The organism is Mesorhizobium atlanticum (genome assembly GCF_003289965.1).
GTDB lineage: Bacteria > Pseudomonadota > Alphaproteobacteria > Rhizobiales > Rhizobiaceae > Mesorhizobium > Mesorhizobium atlanticum.
In genome coordinates this window covers 192946-211440 of the sequence record NZ_QMBQ01000009.1, presented here as the reverse complement: position 1 = coordinate 211440, position 18495 = coordinate 192946, and the positions used below count along the sequence as shown (strand labels likewise).

The 18495-nt window shown below is 58.8% G+C and carries 14 protein-coding genes and 3 pseudogenes; 8 read left to right on the top strand and 9 right to left on the bottom strand.

What is annotated here, in order from left to right; genetic code table 11:
- Positions 1-235: 235 nt before the first annotated feature.
- The 5 genes from DPM35_RS26860 to DPM35_RS26840 all read right to left on the bottom strand — a co-directional run bounded on the left by DPM35_RS26860 (position 236) and on the right by DPM35_RS26840 (position 5322).
- Positions 236-1177 carry an HAD-IIA family hydrolase gene (locus DPM35_RS26860; protein WP_112130208.1) on the bottom strand — a complete coding sequence of 314 codons (942 nt, stop codon included), beginning with the start codon at positions 1175-1177 and terminating at the stop codon, positions 236-238.
- Complete coding sequence (locus DPM35_RS26855) at positions 1174-2283, bottom strand: PLP-dependent aminotransferase family protein (RefSeq protein WP_245431657.1); 1110 nt, start codon at positions 2281-2283, stop codon at positions 1174-1176. Before DPM35_RS26855 ends, DPM35_RS26860 begins: the two co-directional genes overlap by 4 nt.
- 154 nt (positions 2284-2437) lie before the next feature.
- Positions 2438-3460 carry a beta/alpha barrel domain-containing protein gene (locus DPM35_RS26850; RefSeq protein ID WP_112130207.1) on the bottom strand — a complete coding sequence of 341 codons (1023 nt, stop codon included), beginning with the start codon at positions 3458-3460 and terminating at the stop codon, positions 2438-2440.
- Positions 3461-3496: 36 nt separating this feature from the next.
- Positions 3497-4303 (bottom strand): SDR family NAD(P)-dependent oxidoreductase, encoded by an 807-nt coding sequence (locus DPM35_RS26845; protein ID WP_112130206.1) that lies wholly within the window; start codon positions 4301-4303, stop codon positions 3497-3499.
- Positions 4304-4557: 254 nt separating this feature from the next.
- Complete coding sequence (locus DPM35_RS26840) at positions 4558-5322, bottom strand: SDR family oxidoreductase (RefSeq protein ID WP_112130205.1); 765 nt, start codon at positions 5320-5322, stop codon at positions 4558-4560.
- Positions 5323-6560: 1238 nt separating this feature from the next.
- Between DPM35_RS26840 and DPM35_RS26830 the strand changes: the two genes are divergently transcribed.
- The 8 genes and pseudogenes from DPM35_RS26830 to DPM35_RS26795 all read left to right on the top strand — a co-directional run bounded on the left by DPM35_RS26830 (position 6561) and on the right by DPM35_RS26795 (position 15729).
- The gene (locus DPM35_RS26830) at positions 6561-7262 is read left to right on the top strand and encodes a class I SAM-dependent DNA methyltransferase (protein ID WP_112130203.1); all 702 of its coding nucleotides are present in this window, start codon (positions 6561-6563) and stop codon (positions 7260-7262) included.
- Between the two features lie 376 nt (positions 7263-7638).
- Complete coding sequence (locus DPM35_RS26825; protein WP_112130202.1) at positions 7639-8667, top strand: thiamine pyrophosphate-dependent dehydrogenase E1 component subunit alpha; 1029 nt, start codon at positions 7639-7641, stop codon at positions 8665-8667.
- A complete protein-coding gene (locus tag DPM35_RS26820; RefSeq protein WP_198419730.1) occupies positions 8657-9658 on the top strand; it encodes an alpha-ketoacid dehydrogenase subunit beta in 1002 nt (333 codons plus the stop codon). Before DPM35_RS26825 ends, DPM35_RS26820 begins: the two co-directional genes overlap by 11 nt.
- A 118-nt stretch (positions 9659-9776) precedes the next feature.
- On the top strand, positions 9777-10538 hold the full coding sequence (locus tag DPM35_RS26815; protein ID WP_112130201.1) for an SDR family NAD(P)-dependent oxidoreductase: 762 nt from the start codon (positions 9777-9779) through the stop codon (positions 10536-10538).
- A 572-nt stretch (positions 10539-11110) separates the two neighbouring features.
- Positions 11111-11319: pseudogene (locus DPM35_RS26810) on the top strand (DUF1403 family protein); the annotation flags it as partial.
- A 2-nt stretch (positions 11320-11321) separates the two neighbouring features.
- Positions 11322-12052, top strand: a pseudogene (scpB, locus tag DPM35_RS26805) (SMC-Scp complex subunit ScpB).
- Between the two features lie 240 nt (positions 12053-12292).
- A complete protein-coding gene (locus DPM35_RS26800; RefSeq protein ID WP_112130200.1) occupies positions 12293-13711 on the top strand; it encodes an SIR2 family protein in 1419 nt (472 codons plus the stop codon).
- Positions 13708-15729 carry an ATP-binding protein gene (locus tag DPM35_RS26795; protein WP_112130199.1) on the top strand — a complete coding sequence of 674 codons (2022 nt, stop codon included), beginning with the start codon at positions 13708-13710 and terminating at the stop codon, positions 15727-15729. Before DPM35_RS26800 ends, DPM35_RS26795 begins: the two co-directional genes overlap by 4 nt.
- Positions 15730-15807: 78 nt before the next feature.
- Here DPM35_RS26795 and DPM35_RS33230 read toward each other — a convergent pair whose 3' ends face one another.
- The 4 genes and pseudogenes from DPM35_RS33230 to DPM35_RS26775 all read right to left on the bottom strand — a co-directional run bounded on the left by DPM35_RS33230 (position 15808) and on the right by DPM35_RS26775 (position 18482).
- The gene (locus DPM35_RS33230; RefSeq protein WP_342633681.1) at positions 15808-16116 is read right to left on the bottom strand and encodes a hypothetical protein; all 309 of its coding nucleotides are present in this window, start codon (positions 16114-16116) and stop codon (positions 15808-15810) included.
- A 36-nt stretch (positions 16117-16152) separates the two neighbouring features.
- Positions 16153-16366, bottom strand: a pseudogene (locus tag DPM35_RS33225) (hypothetical protein); the annotation flags it as partial.
- A gap of 453 nt (positions 16367-16819) precedes the next feature.
- Positions 16820-17491 carry an NADAR family anti-phage protein gene (locus tag DPM35_RS26780; protein ID WP_112130198.1) on the bottom strand — a complete coding sequence of 224 codons (672 nt, stop codon included), beginning with the start codon at positions 17489-17491 and terminating at the stop codon, positions 16820-16822.
- 4 nt (positions 17492-17495) lie between these two features.
- On the bottom strand, positions 17496-18482 hold the full coding sequence (locus tag DPM35_RS26775; RefSeq protein ID WP_146767994.1) for a phosphoribosyltransferase-like anti-phage protein: 987 nt from the start codon (positions 18480-18482) through the stop codon (positions 17496-17498).
- Between the last annotated feature and the right edge of the window lie 13 nt (positions 18483-18495).

Sequence of the window (18495 nt, the reverse complement as noted above, 5' to 3'; positions counted from 1 at the left end):
CCGACCGCCTCATTTGTCGGAATGCCGCGATTGTGACCAGGACATCTGACGGCATGCGCGAGATCATTGGCTTTGGACCTTTGGACCGGACGCTTGAGGAGGTTCGGTGCTGCGACCGTCGGCTATGGCGAGACGAGCTCGTCCGGACCATTCTAGGCGATAGAGACTGGAGAAACGAGCGAGCACGCTGGAGCCGCTGCATTGTCAGGAGAGATCCTCCGGGCCAATGCCATCCTCACTCGAGGGCAGCGTCCAACTGCCGACATGACAAGCTGCCGTCCAAGATCTCGCGAAGGCTATTTGCTACATAGTCGGGAGCACTGCTTTCCTCTTGGGAGAGACCACCGCGCCTGTTGAGACCAGTGTTTACGAGAACGGTATCGAGCCCGGCAGCCTTCGCGCCTTTTATATCGGTATCGACCTGATCGCCTACCATCAAAAGACGATCGGAGCCGGCCCGAGCGATGCTCTCTTCGAAGATCGCACTTCCAGGTTTGCCCATAAGCTCCGCTCTAATTGGAGGAGCTCCGAAGGGTGCAAGGCCTGCTTGTAGCATTGGCCCTATTATGCCTGGCCCAAATACCAGAGAGCCCCGCCCATTAGGATAGATCATGTCCGCGTTCGCGGTAATCACGCGGGGCATCTCGCCGGTCTCGACCAGCCTGCATTGGAACGTGGAGAGAATGTGATCGGCAGCTCGTTTGAAATCGAAACCTTCGTCATCGAGCACGACGAGCGTGTCGAATGTCTCGCCCTTGTCGGCGCGATGAAGATTTGGATGTTGGCCGAAGATATCATGTGCGGCTTTTGCACTCCCCAGGTACGAAACTTGTCGCCCTGCGGCCAACTCCTCGACTACGCGACTTCGTGCGACACCTCCTGCTGACACGATGCGATCGGCCGCCGGAAGCGGAAGTCCAGCGCGGCAAAGCCGCTTGAAGATCGCTTCGTCCGATCCACTGCTGATATTGGTGACTATATAATATGGCGGGCCGGACAGGTTCAGTGCCGCCAGGACGTCAGCAGCACCAGGGATAGCTTCATTTTCGCCGACAAGTGTTCCTGTTGCATCGAAGAGTATCGCGTCATAGCAGTTTGCCAAGGAGGAAGAATCAATCTGAGGCGCCGGCGGCTGTCCAGCAATCTCGATCGCCACGGTCTTTCTGGTATTGATCATGATTCGCCATAAGCCAGCTTCTGTTGGGGCGCGATTATCCTGTCGGGCATTGTGGTCGCCTCACACACTTTGCGGTGAGCCCAGTCCAGCCACTCGCATAAAAGCGCCAAGTCATCGGCCTCGACCGTAGGGCCAGCCCATATTCGGAATCCTGGTGGAGCATCACCATAACTCCAGATGTCCAAAGCAGCGCCTTCTGCTTCGAGGAGCCGGATCATCCCGCTGACGATCTTTCCGCTGTCTTTCTTCTCGCCGGCACCCGGTTGCAGCCGGAGGGTGATCGAGCATCTGGAGCGTGCCCCCGGGTTGGTACAAAGCCAGTCGATCCAGGAAGTGGCATTCACCCAGTCGGCCATGACGGAATAGTTGTCACCAACCCTTTTCACAAGCGCAGACAATCCGCCGCACGCTTCGGCCCAGTCGAGGGCAGAATGGATGTCTTCAGTCGCGAACATGCTGGGTGTCGAGATCGTCCGGCCGCCAAAGAAGGCATTGTTCACCGATCCGTCGGGGTTGTGCAGCCTCATGAGCTTGGCCACGGGCCTACCTTCGCCTGCTTTCAACCGGGCCTGCGCCCTGGGCGAGAGCGCAATCATCCCGTGGCCGCCTTCACCACCAAGCGCCTTCTGCCATGACCAGCACAGGACATCGACGCGGTCGAAGTCGATATGCCTCGTAAACGCCGCCGAGACGGCATCTGCGATCACAAGACCTTCGCGATCCGCAGGAATCCAGTCGAGATCGGGTGGGCAAACTCCGCTGCTGGTGCCGTTTAGCACCAGAACGATGTCGTTTCCGGGATCGATCCCGCTGGTGTTCGGAAAATCTCCGTAGCAACAGCTGTGCCGCGTTTGAGGAGCCAGCGCTAAAGCGTCGATCTCATTTGCCCAATGGTGCGAGAAGCTGTCTGACAAGAATGTCTCGACCGGAACTGGGCCGAGCAGATTTTGCAAAGCCATGCTGCAGGCGCCGGTCCCCGAACCGGGCACGATTCCGCACAGCCAGCTATCGGGCAGCTCAAGCAAACAAGCCATGCGCCTGATTACCGCCGCCAGCCTTTCTGCACCCTGGGAGCTCCTGTGGCTTCGCCCGACGTAGCGCAGCATGGCAGGGTGAACACTCCAACCGGGATGCTTGCGGCAAGGACCGGATGAAAACCGGGGGTCGCGGGGAAGGGCCCGAGGTTTCCCTGCCGCATTTGCCAAACTCATGGATCCTCCAGACTGCCAACAGGCGCGCCCTCAACGAAGCTATCTGCGATCAGGTGAGGTCTTGCTCCATCAACGCCGACAGCCTTTCACCGGCGAAAGTCGTCCTTTCGTCGGCGCTCAAGCCTGAAAGTCGGCTGATGATCGCTGCGTCGCATAGGGTCCCGCCAGCTCGTAGCTTTTGAACATAGGTCGGATGGATGAAGTTCGAGCCGGCGAACTGATAGGCCGCGCTGCTGCCCCAGCCATGCTGCTTGCGAAGCGGATCGAAGTGACGCAGGACGTGCTCCAGGAGTCCTCGTTCCTTGCAGGGATCGAGACCAGCAAGCATCGGCAGGAGCTGCTCACTGGCTGTATTGCCTGCTCCGCGGCCCATGCCGCCCATAGTGCAGTCTATCCAGGTCGCTCCTGCCTTGGCGGCCGTCAGCGAATTGACCAGCGCATATCCGCGATTGTCATGGCCATGGAAGCCGACGGCAGGTTCAAGCCGCGCTGCAAACCTACTAACAAGAGCCTGAACCCGGGCCGGTGCCATTGAGCCGAATGAATCGGCGATATAAAAGACCTCGATGGTGTCGGCCTGTTCTGCCTCCTTGAGGCACGTCTCGGTCTCGACCGCGTCGGCGGCGTCGATTTGCATGAGGTTTACGAACACACGGAAGCCCCTGCGAGACAGCTCGTCGCAGATCTTTCGGGAGGCAGCCAAGTCCTTGTAGTGCATCGCCAAGCGCACGGTCGTGATGGCCCCCGGCTCCAGTCCTTCTGTCAGGCGGCTGACAGCCAGGGGCAGCGGCAGCTCGCTCGCAAGCACATCCTTGGCGTCGATCATCACACATGCTTCGACCACAAGAGCAGCCGCCATTTTTTGGGCCTTCGAGCTCGTCAGATTGGCGAAGTAGCCGTGGGTCTTCGGTTTTCCGGCTAGCCCGAGTTCCACCATTCGCACCGGAAGGGTGTTGATAATGCCGACATAATCCGACACCAGCTCCGGCGGGAAATTCCAATCGGTGTAATAGCCGCCATCCCTCAACGTACAGTCCAGGATGTTTATGGTATTTCGTTCTGTGTCCAGCATTTTCAGGTCCGCCAAATATGCCTCGGAAGATCTACGTCAGCTTGCCGCATAACCCCCATCGACATAGATAATCTCGCCCGTTACGAAGGATGCGGCCGAGCTCGCAAGGAAGACGTACGGGCCGAAATACTCGGCTAAGTCTCCGCGGCGTTGCATGGGTGTGAGTGCCATGGCGCGGCGCTGGTAAGGGCTGTCGGAATTCCGATGTACGCCATCCATGAAGTTATTGATGAATCCAGGCGCAACGGCGTTTACACGAATACCTTTGTCGGCCCATTCCACCGCCAGGGTGCGCGTCAACTGGTTCACTCCGCCCTTGCTTGCAGCATAGGCGGCCAGCCCCGGGATTCCGAGCGAACCGGCGACGGAGGACGTCATGATGATGCTGCCGCCGCCTTGGTCAAGCATCACTTTGGCGGCGAATTTGGCACAGTAGTAATAGCCACGCAGGTTGGTATCGACGATTTGGTCCCATTCAGCCTCTTCGTAGCATTGCGCTGGCCTGATGATGTCGATACCGGCGTTGCAAATCATGACGTCGATCCGCCCAAACCGGTCGACCGTGCCACTGATCAGTGCGCCGCAATCATCGTGCGACCGCATATCAGCACGAATGACGGCGACGTTGATCCCCAGGCGCGCGAGTTCTGCCTCGGCTTCGGCCAGTTCCTCAGTGTTGTGCGAGGAAAGAACTATCTTCGCTCCCAGCTTTCCAAAGCACATAGCGAGTGACTTCCCCAGACCGCGGCTTGAGCCTGAGATGCAGACCACCTTCTCATCAACGCCGAACAGCTGTCGGTATCCTTCAGCGCCAACGCCGGGATTGAGGATTGTCTCAGCCATAGTAGATCGCTCACTTCTTCGCTTAGGTGCAAACCAACGTTCCGGACCGAAGCCATGCCTGGCGTGAATGGCGGGACCAGCTGCGCCGGCGCCTTAGCGGCCATGGCAAGATGCCCGACGAGGCACGCCCAGGCGCCACGTTGATGGGGAAACGCTCACTTTTAAGCACGCAGATCGCCCATTGAACCCTTGCAAAAGATCGGCATTTTCGCATCGGCATCCTCATTCTAAAGGTCCTGCTGCTGCCCGTTTCCTCAGACTGTTGCGCTTAGGCCTCCGTCAACGACAATCAGGCCGCCATTGACGTAAGACGCCCGGGCGCTAGCCAGGAATGCGGCAACTGCTGCGAACTCCGAAGGATGGCCGAGGCGTCGAGCGGGCGTCCTGTTCTCAAGAGCGCGGATTGCCTCCGCGTGGTCGCCGGCGCGATTGGCTTCATGAATAGCCGTGCTGTGCGCGCCAGGAGCGAGCACGTTTACGGTGAGACTCTCTCCCGACAATTCCTGAACGAGTGCGTGGCAGTAGGGCACCAGCCCCGCTCGAGCGACGCCCGACAGCACGAAATGTGCCGGTGTGCGAACGACAGCTTCGGAAGCAAGCATCAATATTCGTCCCGCCGGTGACAGACGCAGATGCGGCAAGGCAGCCGTAACCAGGTTTACCGAGGGCAACAGCACCCGGCCGAAGGCATTGTCAAAATCCTTGGACCTCATGGCCGAGGGTGGACCAGCAGGGACGCCGCCGCAGTTCGTCACCAGGATGTCGATAGATCCGAAATGTTGTGCTGTTTCTGCAACCCAGGCCGCTGTGTCGCCGCAGTCGGTAACGTCGGTCGGGCGTGCCAGCACGTCGGCGCCTGTGCCGAGCAACCGATCGCATGCTCTTGACAATCGCGCCGGATCTCGCCCGCAGATGGAAAGCCGACACCCTTCTTTGGCTAGCTCTTCGGCTGTTGCGAAACCTAAACCACTGGAGGCGGCCGCTACCATCGCGACCTTGCCGTCAAGCCCTAAATCCATTGCTTGTCCTCTTGGGCACCACTGCAAATGTTCCAGCATAAGGCGTGCCAAGCCAAAAGCTCGACGAAACAATAAGATAGCGCGTCTGATCAGGCCCCGCTGATGTCGGCTTCCGGACGTTTGTGTCATCATCATGCAATTTCGGGCTGCTGCGAGGTCCTCCTTCCAGCCGAAGAGGTGCCGATCCGCATCACGTTCTCAGCCTGCATTCTGTTCTGCGGCAGGTGGCAGAAGCGATGCCGGCAACACAGGCCGGCCACGGGAGACAACGGAAGGGCAGTTGCCGGCAACAGTGATCTGGTCCCGCAAGTAGCACTCGCGTGGGGAAACGCTCCGGTCGAAACACCTCGTCTCAAGCCGAAAGGAGACAAAGCGTGGGTATGAGCGTGAGTTGAAGCTGAAAGGAGCCGAATTGACCAGCAGCCTTGAGGCGTTGGCGACACTACGGGCCGAGCACCAGAGCAGATCATGTTCCATCGACAGGTGCCATTGCGAACCGGCTACTTAGCCGACGGAAGCTAGATTGCGGCGTTCCGGCCAAACAGCCGTCAACTAAGATGAGGTGAAGTCAGTCTGTTGAGCCGTGAACCAACGCCAGGTCGGGCTCGGACTCCTGCCGCGACGCGGCAAGCCCGGTCCGACGTCCGAACGCGCCGAGAAGTTCGCTCATACATTGGACGGAGCAATGAAGCCGGGGTGGACAGATGTCGCGTAATCTATTTCCAGGCGACGCGGGTCTCTTCAGTCCTGAACCTGGAACAGTTCAAGCTCGAGGTCGCCCGGGTTCTTGGCCCGTCACCCGCCCTGGCGTCGCTCGACAGCTGGGAGGGTATTTTCGGCCAGGAGTCACAGCCGTATGAGCGCCGTCCTGAACCTAGATGGGCTCATGTTCCGATCGCACTCAGGAGTTGATATTAAAGTGCAACTGGTGTCTTCGCTGTCTGCTGCCGCGTTTGTACACGATCTTCGATATCTTCAATGTCCAGAGCCTGTGCGGCTTTCAGAAGAGTGGTTTGGCTCATCGTCGTATTTTGTAGGCTCTTTGACGTAATTACTACACGGATTGTCAGCCAAACTCTCGTTTGAATCCGATCCAGACAGCTGAAAACGATAGAAAGACGTCTTTTTCGCCTGCCTCCGCCAAATGGCATGAGTTTTGATGCTTCGTTTCCCAGCGCCGGCAAGTGCCGAATGGGCGTGCTGTGCCGATGACGATGACGGCAACAAAAGGACCTTGGATGAGCAGTGCGGACCCCAAAACAGCGGCAGAGCAGGCCGCACGAGAGCGCATCAAGACGTCTCATGCCCTCAACGGCGATACCGTCCGCTTGGCTCAGCTATACCGCGGATGGGCCGATACGTTCGATCAGGATCAGATCCGGGTCGGATACTGCGGTCCTGTGATCGTAGCGGAGCTGGCAGGAGCCGTGCAGAAAGCTTATTTGGATGGGCCACGAAATGCCGTCCGGGTCCTAGACGCTGGCTGCGGAACAGGACTTGTCGGGATGGAACTGCAACGCCTCGGCTTTGGGTTGATCGACGGGTTTGATCTTTCCGAGGACATGGCTGAAAAGGCCCGGCAAACCGGCGTGTACCGTCATGTCCGGGGTGATATCGACCTCAACGGACTGATCTCCGATTACTCAAGTGCCACCTATGATCTAACCGTCTGCTGCGGTGTCTTCACGCTCGGGCATGTTCGACCTGACGGATTGCGCGAACTGGCTCGCATCACCCGCCCTAACGGCTTCATAATTGCGAGCACCCGCAAGAGCTACGCGGACGTAACGTCCTTTGAAAGTGAGGTGCGACGGCTGCAAGGTGAAGGTGTCGTCAAGCTGGTACAATGTCTAAGGAATGGCCGGTATCTCGAGGAAGAGGACGGGCACTACTGGATTCTGCAGATGCCTGCATCCCACTCCGGAGCGGAGCGAGCGTGAGGTCGTTGATACACGGTTCAACGGCAAATTCTCATCCCTATGCGAAGACTGGTCTCGTCGGCGTAGCTTATCCGCGTTTGCATGGTGCCGGGCTTCTGGCCGATGCGCCGACCAAGCCAGGTTCTGCTGCAGACTTGATGCGGCATCACGTCGACCGCGGACAATTGGCAAGGAAACTGCCGAAGGAGCATCCGAGGCGTACGCGAGCCAATCCTTTGCAGGTCAGCGATATGAAAACTGAAACAGTCTGGCTTCCTTTGCGTTCGGCACTTGTCGAGAAAAACAGAGCGAGGTCGACCGATTGGAGACGGCGGGTGGGTTCACCGCCAAAAGTTAGCAGCGTGGTGCGCGCTCTTGGAGTGGGTGAAGCCTGATCATGGATGCGAAAGGCGCTGACCGGCTAGAGGCTTTCCGCAGGATGCTCAGCATTCGGCTATTCGAAGAAGAGGGAACCCGTCAGTTCGATAGCGGCAACGTCCCTGGTTGGTTTCACTCCAGCGCGGGTCAGGAAGCCACTATCGTAGGGGCATGTCTCGCACTGCGAGATGATGACGCCATGACTGGAACCCATCGTTCGCACGGGCATCCGATAGGGAAGGGCGCGCGTCTCGACGCCCTAATGGCCGAGCTGATGGGCAAGGTGAGCGGCATCTGCAAGGGGCGCGGCGGTTCGATGCACTTGGCGGACCAGTCGGTGGGCATCATTAGCGAGTCAGGTATCGTTGGAGGCGGTATCCCCCTTGCCACAGGCTGCGCCTTCAGTGCCAAGTTGCGGGGCTCCGATCAGGTCAGCCTTTGCTTCTTTGGCGATGGAGCGGTGAACCAAGGCACATTCCATGAGAGCCTGAACATGGCGTCCCTATGGAAGCTCCCCGTCATCTATCTTTGCGAGAACAATGGTTATGCAATGATCACCTCGGTGGCCGAAAGTCACGGCCAGCCCGACATCGCAATACGCGCGACGGGCTACGGCATGCCTGGGGCGACTGTGGACGGACAGGATGTGCGCGCGGTGTTCGAAGCTGCGGCACAGGCGGTCACGCGAGCCCGCGCAGGAGGCGGGCCAACGCTCATAGTAGCGAACACCTATCGGTTCGATGAGCACAACGTCGGCTTGATCACACCTGGCCCGCCCTATCGATCGGCCGACGAGGTGGAGGCGTTCATACGCGATCGAGATCCGATCCGGCTATATCGAGCTGTGCTGCTCGGCGAGGGGGCGAGTGAGAGAAGTCTGAGTGCAATGGAGGAGGAAGTCCGGGAGGCGGTCAAGCAGGCGGTGGAGTTTGGTCTGCAAAGCCCTATGCCGCATCCCAAGACCTTACCTCATTTCATCTTCAGCTCGCCCCCAAGCAATGACGGCGTTTCAGACACTCACAAGGGGATTTGTTCCAATGGAGCCTGACGTCCGAAGCGATGCCGCCATGGCCCATACTCATGTGCGCATGTCTTATCTCGATGCACTCGTGCAAGCTCAGCTGGAGGAAATGGATCGTGATCAGCGCGTCGTCCTGCTGGGAGAGGATGTTGCTGCCCACGGTGTTACCAGGCTCATCGAGCGCTTCGGCAAAAGTCGGATTTGGAGCACTCCAATCTCAGAAGGCAGCTTCACCGGTCTAGGGATTGGGGCTGCCATCAACGGACTGCGGCCGATAGTAGACCTCGCGGGCGCCAGCTTCGTTTACCTCGCCTCGGATCAGATCATCAACCAGGCATCGAAATTGCAGTATATGACCGGAGGCCAGATCGACATTCCAATCGTATTTCGTTGCTGCATGTACTGCTTGGGTTCCGAAGCTGCGCAGCACGCCGATCGGCCCTATCCGCTCTTCATGAACGTGCCGGGCCTCAAGATCATTAGTCCCACTAGCGCTGCCGATATTAAAGGTCTGATGAAATCAGCCATTCGCGACGGCGATCCGGTGCTCGTCTTCGAAGACACTCGCCTGTGGCCGGTGGTCGGGGATGTGCCTGTTGATCCGAACCATCTGATCCCGATTGGCCAGGCGGACGTGAAGCGGGAGGGACGGGACGTGACGGTTGTCGCGATCGCAGGCGCCATTCTGCCCACAATGGAAGCTGTCGACGCGCTCGGCAAGGAAAGCATTTCGGTCGAAGTGATTGATCCACGTACCTTGAAGCCGCTTGACGATCGCACCATCATGACTTCAGTCGCAAAGACTGGACGACTTGTGATCGTCGAGAATGCGCACCGCGTCTGCAACGTCGGCAGTGAGATCGCCGCGGTAATAGCGGAGCAAGCTTTCCATTTTTTGAAGCGGCCCATCCTACGCCTGAGCGCTCCAGACATTCACGTTCCCTTCAGCCCGAGCCTTGAGAAGGACTTCTATCCTACGAAGGATCACATCGTTGCTGCAGTGCGCAGACTCATCTGAGCGTCCAAGAAAGGTCGGATAGCATCCTCGGCGCGATGTTTATCGAGAAGTGTTGAATCCAACGAGACAGGCAGAAAGGCACGAATTGTGCGCCTTTACGTCTCCGGGGGAGGCTGCAATGAAAGCCGAGGGTTGTTCCCATAAGTTCGAACTGAATGGCAGAACGGCACTTGTAACCGGCGCTGGGCGTGGCATCGGTCTGCAGATCGCTCGCACGCTGCAACAAGCCGGCGCAGCGATAATCCTTACTGGCACCAACGAGGCCCGTCTGATCGAGGCTGCAGAACGGTTCCCCGTGAAGCCGCAGGTTCACCGGCTCGACGTCAGGGATTCGCAGGCGGTGGACAGGCTTGCCGCCAGCATCGCTCCTTGCCCCGATATCCTCGTCAACAATGCCGGGGTATCTCGCGCAGCGCCGACGCATCAGACCACTGATGAGGACTGGCGAGCGGTGCTCTCCGTGAATTTGGATGGGGTCTTTTATTGCAGCCGCGCGTTCGGATCCCTGATGGCACAGCGCGGGTCAGGCACTGTTGTCAACATCAGTTCGATGTGCGCAGCGATCGTTACCCGACAGGAACACGTCGTCACGGCCTACAATGCAAGCAAGGCGGGGGTGAACATGCTTACCAAGACGCTGGCATGTGAGTGGGCAGGATCAGGTGTCCGAGTGAACGCGGTTGCTCCTGGGTTCGTGCAGTCTGAGGTGCTCGATCATTATCCAAAGAAAGTGGTCAATGCGTGGTGCGATCGGACTCCCCTGCGCCGCTTGGGCCAGCCGCACGAGGTGGCATCTGCGGTTCAGTTTCTGGCTAGCGATGCCTCAAGTTACATTACGGGAGCGGTTCTGGTGGTGGATGGTGGCTATACCTGTTGGTAGCGCCGCCGGCGCTAGTCGAGACATTGTCTGCCAAACCCCAGCATGAGCGCTTTCAAGGTGGCTGCTCTGGGACTTGACGATCGTTTTGGCGAAGCCCGGCGAGTTTGCTGAAGCGGCGCGCGGCTCCGACCGTCGGTGTCGCATCCTGAAACGAGAAAATCTTAGATATGCACCTGAACTGGCCACGACACCTGGAGCGAACGCAGGGCGATGGAGACGGGGAGCTTGGAGCCCGGTCGATGCCGCAGGAGCCGCTTACGGACGAAAATGGCAGCGAATGCCAAGGACAAGCTGTCCGCGAATTGATATGCGGGCTACGGCGCCGAGCCGCTCAATGATCGTCCAACAACGCTAGTGCCGCTCACCATCTTTGCCAAGCCGTGAATGTATCGGGCCTCTCTGAGGGCGCGCCGCTGGCCGATGCCCGAACGGTTGAAGCGTAAAGACAAGAACTCACGATAAGGCAACATTATCATTCGCCGACAGGCTGTGCGTTTTGCGCCGAAAATCATCGCCAAAAGCGCACGGCCGCTTTACCCTCCGAACACATGATTCGCCTTTATCCCGCGACGCAACAGCTCCTGGCGGTGGTGCCAAGACTGCGCGCCAAGGGCGCTGGCGACGTGATTTTTTGCTGCTCAATGAAGATGTCGTCGCCGGATCGCTGATGACGGAAAACCTGTCGCGCTTCGCGGCGCGGCGGCTGTTCGAGCGGCTGCAGCAGCTCGGGGCCGTGCGCGAGCTGTCAGGCCGCACCAGCTTCCGGCTGTTTGGGCTCTAACGATGAGCGAGGCGGCCCGATCCGAACGCCCGCGAGGCAAGGGTGATGTCCAGCGAATGCTGGTCGACACCGAGCTCGAGCATCTGCCGGCGGAACTGCGCTGGCGCGAGTGGATGGGCCGCGTCGAAGCGATGATCTTTGCCGCCAGCGAGCCTGTGCCGCGCGAGGTGCTGGCGCGGGTGGTGGGAAAAAACTGCAATCTCGAACTGGTCATCGATGACATTCGCGCCGAGCTCGCCGGCCGCCCCTACGAACTGGTCTCGGTTGCCGGCGGCTGGCAGCACCGCACCAAGTGGTTTTTGGCGACGCTATCCACGCCGCATTCGGGACAGCCGCGGGGCAGGGGACGAAAGAACTGTCGCAGTCGGAGGCGCTCGTGCTGATGTGCATCGCCTACTTCCAGCCGATCACGCGTGGCGAACTGTCTTCCTTCTTCGGCAAGGAAGTGTCGCGGGATCTGATCGGCATTTTGCGCGCGCAGGAGCTCATTGCCTCGGGGCCGCGCAGCCCGCAGCCGGGCGCGCCCTACACTTATGTGACGACGAAAAATTTCCTGTCGCAGTTCGGGCTCGACACGCTGCGCCATCTGCCGGATTTCGAGGCGCTCGAGGACGCTGGGCTGCTGTCGAAGGAGAAGTTGCTGGCAGGAGACATTCCAACCGGGCTGGCGAGCGCGGAAGGCGACGAAGGAGAGGAAATGGACGCCGCTGTCGTTGAGGACCAATTGTCTTGAGCCGGTCGGTTCGGTTCGGCGTCGATGTTCGCCAAGCGGCGGCACAAGGGGGCGCTCAAATCTTATCCGCGTTGCGGCCGCTGTCGCGCATGATGGATCGCCATTTCGGCGGCGCCTGGGTAATCGCAGTTCGAAAATTGTCTGTAACCGAGAAACCGGCGATTTGGTAGGCCGGTTCTATCTATCAATATTTGTGAACACTGACTCTTATGCGATTCGCGCAGGAGGGGAGGGCTGGGGATGGCTGACGACACGCAACGAAGGACGTTCAAGTTTCTTCGCAACGGTAACGCAGATCCGGAGATGTTCGACTGGGCGAAGGGAGCTGATACCGCTCGGCAGGCAATCTCCGAATCGATGAGCGCTAGGAATATCGCGTTCCTGTTAGGCGCGGGCTGCTCCTCGCTGATCAAGGCGGGCGCCGAGGTCGGCATTTCGACGATGGCACCCCTTGCTAAGGAATTCTGCAGCGAAACGTTGGCGGCGCGAGCGGCGGGCTCCTACGGTGACACTGTGGCGGATGCCGGTGGAAACGCCGATGAAGTTCAAGCGGCGCGGGAAGAAGACGAAGCTGAAGAGGTCTGGGCCGACGATGGCGAAGGCGCAGATCCCCTTGGCACACCGTCGGAACCAGAGCCCGAGCCCGCACCATGGAGGCTGATCAAGACCGAGCTCGAATATCTCGACGCGCTTGGGATCGACCTGGAGCAAGGCTACAACCGCAACCTCGAACGCCTTATGGAGGTGCTGTTCGCCCAGCGCTTCGTCCTACGCCAGAGCGGTACCGCAGCTCACTGGCCCGCCAGGGATCTGGTCGACGGCATCATCCAGAAAGTCCAGACTTTCCTCTGGGCGCGCGTCACCGAGGGCGCGTTCGCCAAAGGCGACACCGCCGTTCGCGACCTCTACGAGCGCTTCTACAAGAAGTTGGTCTTGCGCGACCGGTCGCTTCCGCGGCCTTGGGTCTTCACAACTAACTACGACCATTTTAACGAGATGGCGATGGATCGGCTCGGCATCCCTTATGCCAACGGTTTCTCTGGGGTAGTCGAACGGCGGTTCAACCCGGCAACTTTCCGGTACGCTTTGGCGGAGCAGCTCGACGTCGCCAGCCGCAAATGGACCGCCGTCGATGCCTTCGTCTACCTGTGCAAGCTGCATGGTTCTGTGACTTGGACCGAAGACGATCACGGCCTGTTTCCGATCAGGGAAACCTGGCCGCCGATCGACGCTAAGCGGATGATGATCTATCCGACGCCGGCGAAGCAGAATTCGTCATTGGGGTCACCGTACGCAGACCTGTTCCGTGAGTTTCAGTCGCGGATCGTCCGTGAGCAGAGCGTCCTTATTACCGCTGGCTACGCATTTGGCGACGAGCACCTGAACAACATCATCTATCAGGCCCTCACAATCCCGACGTTCCGATTGGTGATTTTCGCCGACCCAGACATGGAGGGTGAGATCGCTAAGCTACGCGCGCTACGCGATCCGCGTATCTGGATCATTGGCGGAGACGGGCCTGAGGAGGGAACCAGGGCGCATTACTTCGACATGGTCGTCGAACACTTCCTGCCGCAACGGGCTAGTGACCGCATCGACGAAGCGGTCCGTAAAGTGCTTTCCAATTTGGCTCCGGCGAAAAAGGATGATGAGGAATGAGCCACGACGACCGTAGGCGCGCGATCGGTAAAGTTGTCTCAATAGCTGCTGACCGATTTGTCGTCGAAATGCACGCTGGCACGGACAACTTCACCATGGTCGGCTTCGACGACGTGCATTACGTCGCTCGGCTCGGCTCCTTCCTGATGATCCCAGCGCTGTCTGAATACATCGTCGTCGAGGTCGTGGGTCTTCGAGAGCGCGACGCGAGCTCGCCCTCAGACCGGGGTGACTTCGATCGTGCCGGCTCGTCCAAATATCTCGACGTCGTCCCGGTCGGTATGCTGCCGACGAGGGGCGGCGGGTTCCGCTTCGGCGTTTCGGTGTTTCCCTCTCTTTACGCGGACGCCCTCTACGCTCTCGAAGGCGAACTTGACCAGATCTTCGAAACCCAGGCCGCGATCGAAACATCGGTTGGTGTGGGCGGAGATCCAAACGAGCCCGACGGCGCCACCCGCTATAGGGTGTTGCCAATCGGCAGATCGGTGGTTTTCGAGAGCTATGACGTAAAGGTGCGCCTTGACGAGTTCTTCGGCGCGCACGTGGCCGTGCTCGGCAACACCGGCAGCGGCAAGTCCTGCACCGTCGCGGCCGTGCTTCAGTCTTTGTTCGCGAAAGCCGACGAGCATCATGCGCGCGGCGCCACCTTCATCGTGTTCGATGTCAACGGCGAATACCATTCGGCGCTGAAAAACTTGGCGAAAAAGGGTGCCATCGGTGTCGATCGCCTGGTATTGGATGGAACCGCGGGTGGGTTTCGTTTGCCGCACTGGTTCCTGGATCTGTCTGAATGGGAGCTGCTTCTTCAGGCAAGCGAGCGCACCCAAGTTCCTATCCTCCGCATGGCTCTAGGCCTTTCGACGCTCTTCTCGGGAGAGGGGGCTGCGGAGCTCGCCAGCGTCCGCAACCATATTCTGGCCAAGTGCATCACCCAGATACTGCGGGACGACTCCTCAAGTCCCTCCAAGCACGACCGCATCGTCGGCATACTGCAGCGCTTCAACACCAATGAGATCAACGCTGCTATCATCCGCCCCTATATCCAGATCAACTTCGGTCAGCTTGCGGATCCAGAAGGCCTGGACGACTATCTAACCGGCGAGAACGGCTTCGAGCTAGATGATCTCAAAATGCCCGACTACCGCCACCTACCGTTCGATTTTTCGGCGCTCGGGCAAGCCATCGACCTAGCGATCCTTTACGCCGAAGCTCATGGGAACCGACAAATCCGCGACTACTGCTCGCAGATGGTAACCCGCTTCCAGGCGCTGGAAGACCGCCAAGAGTACGAATTCCTTCGGCATGAGGCCGGTGACCTAGCCGAGAGCGGCGATGAGTTCGACTTTCTCGCCACGCTCGTCGGATTGGCCGTCTCCGGTGAGCGACACACTAAGGTCAAGCAGATCATCATCATAGACATGAATGACGTCGAGGACGAGCTAGTCGAGCTCGTCAGCTCTGTCATCGCCCGCATGCTGTTCCGGCTGCTGCGCCGCGCCGACCCGCGCAACCGCTTCCCCATTCACCTTCTGCTGGAGGAGGCGCATCGATATATCTCGGCGACGCCATCGCGGTATGCGGTCGATGCGACCAAGATCTTCGAACGGATCGCCAAGGAGGGCCGCAAATACGGCATGTTCGTCATGCTAGCCTCTCAGCGCCCGAGCGAGCTGTCTAAGACCGTGCTCAGCCAGTGCTCGAACTTCTTGGTTCACCGTATCCAAAACCCGGACGACCTTTCGCAAATACGGCAGATGACTCCATTCATTTCCGACGCGGTGTTGAAACGGCTGCCATCGCTGCCGAGACAGCATGCCTTGGTGTTCGGAACTTCGGTCAACCTTCCGACCACATTCAAGGTGCGCGAGGCGGTCCCGCGCCCCAAGAGTGACGACACCAAGGTCGTCGATCTTTGGTTCCATGAAGAGGGACGAGCTGTCGAGATCCGACTTGCCCAAAGGGATGGAAACGCGGCTGAGAATGGCGCTGAGGCTGACGCGGACGACTTTGCTCGATGACATCGTCTGACCAGCTATAGGTGCCCCCCGTGCTCGAGGCGGCGCGGGCGCACGAGATGGTCATTCACGCCGGGTCGATCAATCGCGACTATGTGCACATACACGACAACAAAGCAGGCAGTGCTCGATGCCTTCGGGGTGAGAACGCTGCCGGAGGTCGGGGAGCGCGATGGACAGGTTCGCGAGCGAGACGGCCTGCAGCCTGCCGTGGCCGAGCTTGAAGCGCGACTCACGAGCGCCCTCGACGACTTCATCCACGCGCGGTCGCTGCTGGAAGGCCTCGATCTCGACGGACTCGCAATCGAAAAGGCGGAAATCGAACGACGCCTCGCCGACCTTGCGAAGTCGGTCACCTGTCTGCACATTGAGGATTCGTTGCTTGCCCACGGGTCACTGCGCCGTCCGCGCTGTTTCGATCGGCTCTCAATGGTATTTCTGTCCCTGTTGTCGGAGGCGATCTTCGCCCCCTCGAGCACACCGACGACCGTCCGGTTTATGGTGCCGTCCTCGATAGAACCTGAATGGTAGAAGACTCGGGGGCCTTTTTTCCGTCGAAAGTGGCGTGAATGATCTGCTCGGCATCGCAGACGACCGCCAGGTTGGGATTGTGTGTCAGCATAATGATCTGCCGCGACTGTCAAAATTGCACGCCGAAACACGCTGACCCTCAACTCTTCCTGAGGTGGCAAGCAAGTCTGCCTCGAAACGAGGCCGGTGGAGCAGAATGGCAAACCGACGTCGCCAAGTTGACCGGAACGGATAGGCGGAGGACCTATGAGGTTATACCCCGCCTTCCGCAACGGCTACATTCGGTGGCTGGACGCGGCCGGCTTTTGAGCTTGCCCGGACGCTGGTTGCCAACAACTGGCGTGTTTCACGTTCGGTGAGCAACGACTTTCAGCTTCGGATCGAGCGATTAGCAGCCACGGTCTACTGAACATTCCCATCGCAGATTAACCCTCGCTGCGCGTTCCTGGAGCAATTCCCGCAGAAGTGCAGCGGGCCCTGCGTCCGTAAGTGGGAACAATCCGCGAGCCGGATAAAAAAGTGGATTGCTCCAACTTCGGCTTCTGGCGAATGCGGCCAATTTCTAGAGCAACACGTCCTGTTTCGACTTTCTGGCGGATTTCTTAGCAGCCGAATGAGTCAATTCCCGCACCTGCGCTTGGTTCGGCACCACGTTCATCTTGCGCTTGATAGTCGGAATTTGATGGCCCAGCAGCACAAATTGCGGAATGTCCAGCGGTAGCACTTCGGCGATCCGATCGGGATCGCTGCGTACAATCTCGCGCAGCTCCATCAAAAGCCTGCCGAGGACATTGCGGCCCGCTAGCAGATCGTCCTCGGCTGCCTTTGCGCCCCAATAATCGTCCTTCCGCGAATCCTCCACGATAGGTCTGTCGCCGGTTGCCATAAGAAGTGCCGAGAAGGTCTCCCAGTTTTGGGCCAGCTTCACGCGCAGACACCAGCGCATGACTGGAACCCGTACATCCTCCCAATCCGGCCGGGTGTCCTTGCGATATGGCTTGGATTTCATCTTCGCCGTCATCGGGCTAGTCTCGACAATGACCATCCGCTGGACGTCGGGCATGTGTGGGAACCGACAGGCTTGGTAGAGGGCCTCAGAGGTACGTATCAGATGACCCAGCATCGCGATCGGAAACCCTGGCGCCATGTTGGACAAGCCGCCAAAATCCTCAGTCGTCTTGCGAAAGCTGACGACTTGATCGCGCTGATAGCTTCGAAATTCGGCGTGAGCCATGAGCTTAGTTCGTTTTCCTCGAGAACAAGGGATACCATGGATTTCCGGCCCATAACACCAGCGGGGCGTTATTGGGGCAGTTGCGATAGGTGACTATCATTGAACCGAAGCCGGTCGTGCCCATCATGCTGTTTCCCAGGGGGCGCATATAGGTGTTAAGGTTGGGGCATTGTGCGCGCACGGCAACGCCGGACACCAAGAATTGCTGTTCAAGCAGCGCCCGGCCTTTCTCACAGGAGAAGAATCCCAGGCCTCCGACCTGCCCTGGCGTTCGAAGAACCGGTTGCAGGCTAAGGCCTTGTACATAGGCTGCTGTTGCTGGATCGGCAGGGATCACCGTGGGTCGCAGCACGTCGGAGTTAGTCATGTAAGCTTTGCGATCCTCGACCTCAAATACGCGCCACCACGTCACTTTGATGGTTTTACCCGATTCCTTGGCCGCCTCGGCAATGTCTTTGGCGGTTCTCCATTGGCCCAGTGAGTGGAAGGCCATTGTCACTATTGCAAGATTGCCCGTCTGAGGGGCGGCCTCCTTGATCCATTTTACGACATCGTGCTTGATCCGCCCGCCAGAAAATAAAACGTCATCGATGTAAAAAAATGTATCAGGCGCGTTGGCGCCGCAGTCGGCAATCTTCAAGCCGAAAGTATTCTGCAGCGCTTGCTCAAATATTCCCAACATATCCTTCTGGCTGTTTCCTGCCGTCTGAATCCGCAATATTTTGACGGATTTCCAAAATTTTTTGGGATCGTTGCCCGTAATTTTCTGATTGCTAACTATCGCTGAGAGAAAATCGGCGACATTTTTTCGGGTGAAATAAGTCTTGCCAAAGACATGGGCGAGTTCTGCCAGAATAGGCTCCTGGGTCGCGCCAGGAAACTGCTTGACCCACTTATCCACATGGGCTTCGCTCATCGGAGCAATCTCGCCCTCGCGATAGTCAGTCACTTGTTCAACCACATTCTCAAGCAGTTCTTTTCTTGTCGCCATGTCCCCACCCTCC